The sequence below is a fragment of the Saccharopolyspora sp. genome, assembly GCF_017434145.1.
Taxonomy (GTDB): Bacteria; Actinomycetota; Actinomycetes; order Mycobacteriales; family Pseudonocardiaceae; genus Saccharopolyspora_C; species Saccharopolyspora_C galaxeae.
This window is the reverse complement of sequence record NZ_JAFRFW010000177.1, coordinates 1-4,602: the sequence shown is the minus strand read 5'-3', so window position 1 is coordinate 4,602 and position 4,602 is coordinate 1. Positions and strand designations below refer to the sequence as shown.

Sequence of the window (4,602 nt, the reverse complement as noted above, 5' to 3'; positions counted from 1 at the left end):
GCTCGTGGTGGTGCCGGTGGCGGCGCGGGCGCTCGTGCGGGCGGCGGTGCCGGTGGTGGCGTCGGCGCTGGTGGACGCTCCGGTGTCGGAGGCGTCGGCGGTTCGCCCGCCGCTGGCGGCGCGGGTGCGCAGGGCGCAGCGGCCGGTGCTCGCGATGGCGCGGGCGCGCCCGGCGGCATGGGTGGTGCTCAGCGCGGCCAGCAGGACGACGAGCAGCAGCACGACCGCCCCACCTGGCTCGTCGAGGACGAAGACGTGTTCACCAACGACATGCGCGCAGTCGCCCCGCCGGTGTTCGGTGACTGGGGGAACCAGGATTGAGCACCGGCCGGATGTCGATCGGACCGCTCGCCGCCGCCTACTTGTGCGAGCGGTTCGACAGCCACCTGCACCCGCTGCTGCGCGTCGGGCGGCTGGCCGGCGAACCCAGCGATGCGGATCGCTCCCGGGCTTCCGAACTCGGCAGACAAGACCTCGTCGAGCGCGGCTACCTGGATCGCGACGAGCTGCACCCGTTCCTGGAACAGGCGTGGAACCTGCTGGCCCGGCCGCCGTTCGCGGTCGGACTCGCGGTGCGCGCCGCGCGGGGAACATCGTTCAACGCCGTGCACGTCGAACACGGCCGCGCGACCGTGCGCGCCTACCAGGAAGACGGGGAAGACAACGACGACCTGCGGGACATCGTGCTGAGCCTGCACGAATTCGGCGGCCCGACCGGCAACGCGGTCGAGCTGATCGGCAAGCCCAGCGCGGGCAAGAGCGGCAGTGCCAGCGTGCCGACGCGCCTGCTGGACAACGTCTCGAAGCGGATGCGCGCGAACCCGTCGGCGAGCTTGCTCTCCGCGCTGAACGCATCCGGCGTCCGCAGCGCGGACGCGCGCGTGCTGTCCACAGTGCTCACCGCGGAGCGGGAGCTCGACGGCGTGTTCACGGTCCGCGCGCACGACCACCGCGTGGGCCGCACGCATCGCGCGCCGAATTCGCTGTCGTTCTTCACTTCCGCCGACGGCTGCTACCTGACGCAGAAGAAGGAGTCCGGCGACGGTCAGGAATGGTTCACCGTCGCACCCGCCGACCAGCGCAAACTCTCGGCGAGCATCGACGGGCTGAGCAAGACCGTCACCGCGGCGCCGCGCTGAGGCGGCACGGTAGCGGGGGTGATCGGGCCGGTCGCCCCGGCGCCGCACGTCCGGCGGTGCAGTAGTGCTCCTGCGGCGCCTTTTCGACGTGGGCGGTCCGGGTTCTGCGAGATCAGGTCCTCATGGCTCCTGCTGCGTGCTGCCGCGCGTGACCAGACGAGCCGACAGGGTCTTGGTCGTCGCCTCGATGTGGTCGCCGCCGATGCGGCTGAGCAGCAGCTGCGCCCCGATGGCGCCCATGTCGTAAGCGGGCTGCGCGACCACCGTCAGCGGCGGATCCAGCAGCGTCGTCCACGGCGCGTCGTCGAACGCGATCACCCCGACGTCCTTGCCGGGCCGCAGCTCCAGCTCGGCGAGGGTCCGCAGCACCCCGACCGCCATCGCGTTGTTCGCCACCAGCAGCCCGTCCGGGCGCTCGTCCTGCACCAGCAGCTCGCGGGCGGCGCGCGCGGCGCCCTGCGCGCGGAACTCCGAGCGGCGCACCCACTCCGGTCCACCGGTCAGCCGCGCCGTCCGCAAGCCGTCCTCGAAACCCGACAGCCGGTCGTCCGCAGTGGGCACCCCGTACGGCCCGGTGAGGCAGCCGAGGCGCTTGTAGCCCTGCCCGGCCAGGTGCAGCGTCGCGCTCTCCGCGGCTTTGCGGGAGTCGACGAGCACCGTGTCGCCGCCCCCGTCGGGCAGTGGCCGGTCCAGCGCCACCGACGGAGTCTGATGGCTGTTGAGCAGCGACGCGCTGTCGCCGCGCCCCGTCGGGGACAGCAGCACGCCAGCGACCCGCTCCTGCAACGCCACGTTGATGTATTCGCGCTCCTTGGCCGGATCGTCGTCGGAGTTGCACAGGACCACCGAGTAGCCCGCCGCGTGCGCGATGTCCTCCACGCCGCGCGAGATCGCGGTGAAGAACGGGTTCTCCACGTCGGAGATGATCAGTGCCAGCACCGCGGTCTCCTGCTTGCGCAGGTTGCGGGCCGGGCCGTTCGGGCGGTATCCGAGTTCGTCGGCCGCCGCGCTCACCCGCGCCGCGAGCTCCGGGTCGACCGTGCTCTTGCCGTTGAGCGCGCGGGAGACCGTGGCCGTGGAGACACCGGCCCTCGCCGCCACGTCGCTGATCGTCGCCACCGGACCTCCTGCTTTCAACCTGGCCGCGCGGTCGCGGCGTGGATTCCTTGACAGCCCTGCTGACCTCAGAATAACTTCCGAGAAAACGATTGCTCATAGCCCGGTCGGTCAACGGTGCACGAAACTCCGGGTAGTCGCGTCCGGATCGATGCCCAGCCCGCCCTGGCCGGAACATCTCGGGAGGGACCGTGGCCCGCATCGGTGTTGTCGGCATTTCCGACGGCCGTGATCACGTGCACGCGCGCAACGCGGAGTTCATCCAGACCAAGCAGGACGCACTGGTGCGTTCCCTGCAGTCCGCCGGGCACGAGGTCGTCGCCGGGCGCTCGCTGGTCGCCACCAACGTGCAGGCGAGCTCGGTGGCCCGGGAAGTCGCCGCCGCCGACGTCGACGTCACCGTCTTCTACTACACCGTCTGGGCGTTCCCGCACTTCACGATGCTGGCAGCGGACGCGACGCGGAGCCCGCTGGTGCTGGTCGCCAGCACCGACCCGACCGAGCCCGGCCTGGTGGGGATGCTGGCCGCAGGCGGCGCGCTGGACCAGATCGGGCGCAAGCACACACGCGCGTGGGGCGCGCCGGACGACGCATCGCTCGCCGAGACCATCGGGGTCCAAGCCACCGCGGCCGCCGCGGTGAAAGCGCTGCACGGGTCCACGTTCGGCCGGTTCGGCGGGCGGCCGATGGGCATGAACACCGCTGTCGCCAACACCGACCAGTGGGCCCGGCAGTTCGGCATCGACGTCGAGGAGATCGACCAGTACGAACTCGTGCTGCGCGCGGACAAGGCCGACGCCAACGAAGCCCGCAAGGGCCGCGAGTGGATCGAGCAGTACGCGGCGGGGGTGCACTACGACGGCAAGAAGCTCACCCCCGAGCTGCTGGAGCGCCAGATCCGGTCCTACCAGGCGGTGCGGGACATCATCGCCGAGCGCAACCTCGACTTCTCCGGGATCAAGGCGCAGCCCGAGCTGACCGAGAACTTCGCGACGATGGACGTCACCGAAGCGTTCCTCAACGACCCGTACGACTGGAACGGGCCGAAGGACACGCACGTGTGCGCGACCGAGGCCGACATGGACGGCGCGCTGACGATGCAGCTGTTCAAGCAGGTCGCGCGGACTCCGGTGCTGTTCGCCGACGTGCGGCACTACCACGGCGACCGGGACATCTGGGACCTGTGCAACTCCGGGCAGCACGCCACCTGGTTCGCCGGGCGCAGCGACGACCCGGCGGAGAACCTCTCGAAGGTCAACTTCTACCCGGAGGTGTTCTTCTTCCCCGCCGGTGGGGCGTCCGTGCAGCACATCGCCGCGCCCGGGCAGATGACGCTGGGCAGGCTCACCCGCGAATCCGGTGAGTACCGGCTGCAGCTGATGCTCGGCGAGTTCGAGAACTACGACGCGGCGACCAACCAGCAGCTCGTCGACCAGTCCACGCCGGAATGGCCGCACGCCTTCGCGCGGCTGGACACCCCGGGCGAAGTGTTCCTGTCCAACTTCGGCGCCAACCACATCCACGCGGTGCCCGGCGACTACCGCGCCGAGATGCGGGCCGTGGCCGAGCAGCTCGGGGTGCGCCTCGACGAGTGGACCCGCGGCTAGGGCCTGTTTTTGCGCTTGTTTTGCGTAGGCGTTCGGGTAGCGGTACCTCAGCGGCCTTCTCGCCAGGCTCTGAGGAATTCGGCGCGCGGCGATCCCTACGATTTGCGTGGACGACCGGGACGAGCGGGAGGAACTGGCCATGGCTGAGGGCGTGCTGATCGGCATCGACATCGGGACCTCGAGTTCCAAAGGGGTGCTGGTCAGCACCGACGGGCGGATCCTGGCCCGGGCGACCAGGCCGCACGAGACCTCCTACCCGCATCCCGGCTGGGTCGAGCACGACGCGGAATCGGTGTGGTGGGCCGATTTCCGGGCGATCATCGGCGAGCTGGTGCCCGCCGCGGAAGGCCGCAGCATCGAAGGGCTCGGCGTCAGCGGGATCGGGCCGGTGCTGCTGCCCGCCGACGGGGACGGGAATCCGCTGCGCCAAGCGATCCTCTACGGCGTGGACACCCGGGCGACCGCCGAGATCGCCGAACTCACCGAGGAGTTCGGGGCCGACGAGATCCTGCGCCGGGGCGGGTCCGCGCTGACCAGCCAGGCCGTGGGGCCGAAGATCCGGTGGCTGGCCAAGAACGAGCCGGAGGTCTACGCGCGCACCGAGAAGCTGCTGATGTGCAGCTCCTACCTGGTGCACCGGCTCACCGGGCGGTACGTGCTCGACCACCACTCGGCCAGCCAGTGCGACCCGCTCTACGACTTGGGCGAACGCGCCTGGTCGAAGGAGTGGGCGCAGCGCG

General features: G+C 70.7%; 5 protein-coding genes. 3 read left to right on the top strand and 2 right to left on the bottom strand.

Features of this window, described 5'->3' with window-relative positions; genetic code table 11:
• On the bottom strand, window positions 1-222 hold a 222-nt coding region (locus IJH84_RS05060; protein ID WP_295140851.1), incomplete at its 3' end, for a hypothetical protein.
• A gap of 110 nt (window positions 223-332) precedes the next feature.
• Between IJH84_RS05060 and IJH84_RS05055 the strand changes: the two genes are divergently transcribed.
• Window positions 333-1,139 (top strand): ESX secretion-associated protein EspG, encoded by an 807-nt coding sequence (locus IJH84_RS05055; protein ID WP_233628748.1) that lies wholly within the window; start codon window positions 333-335, stop codon window positions 1,137-1,139.
• Between the two features lie 120 nt (window positions 1,140-1,259).
• Here the strand turns inward: IJH84_RS05055 and IJH84_RS05050 are convergent, their stop codons facing one another.
• Entirely contained in the window at window positions 1,260-2,258 is a 999-nt protein-coding gene (locus tag IJH84_RS05050) for a LacI family DNA-binding transcriptional regulator (RefSeq protein ID WP_200073591.1), read from the bottom strand.
• A gap of 188 nt (window positions 2,259-2,446) precedes the next feature.
• On the opposite strand from IJH84_RS05050, the gene IJH84_RS05045 reads away from it, so the two are divergent.
• Window positions 2,447-3,862, top strand: coding sequence for an L-fucose/L-arabinose isomerase family protein (locus IJH84_RS05045; protein ID WP_295140845.1), 1,416 nt, complete (start codon window positions 2,447-2,449; stop codon window positions 3,860-3,862).
• 139 nt (window positions 3,863-4,001) lie between these two features.
• Window positions 4,002-4,602 (top strand): FGGY family carbohydrate kinase (locus tag IJH84_RS05040; RefSeq protein WP_295140854.1); only part of this gene is annotated, 601 nt, incomplete at its 3' end.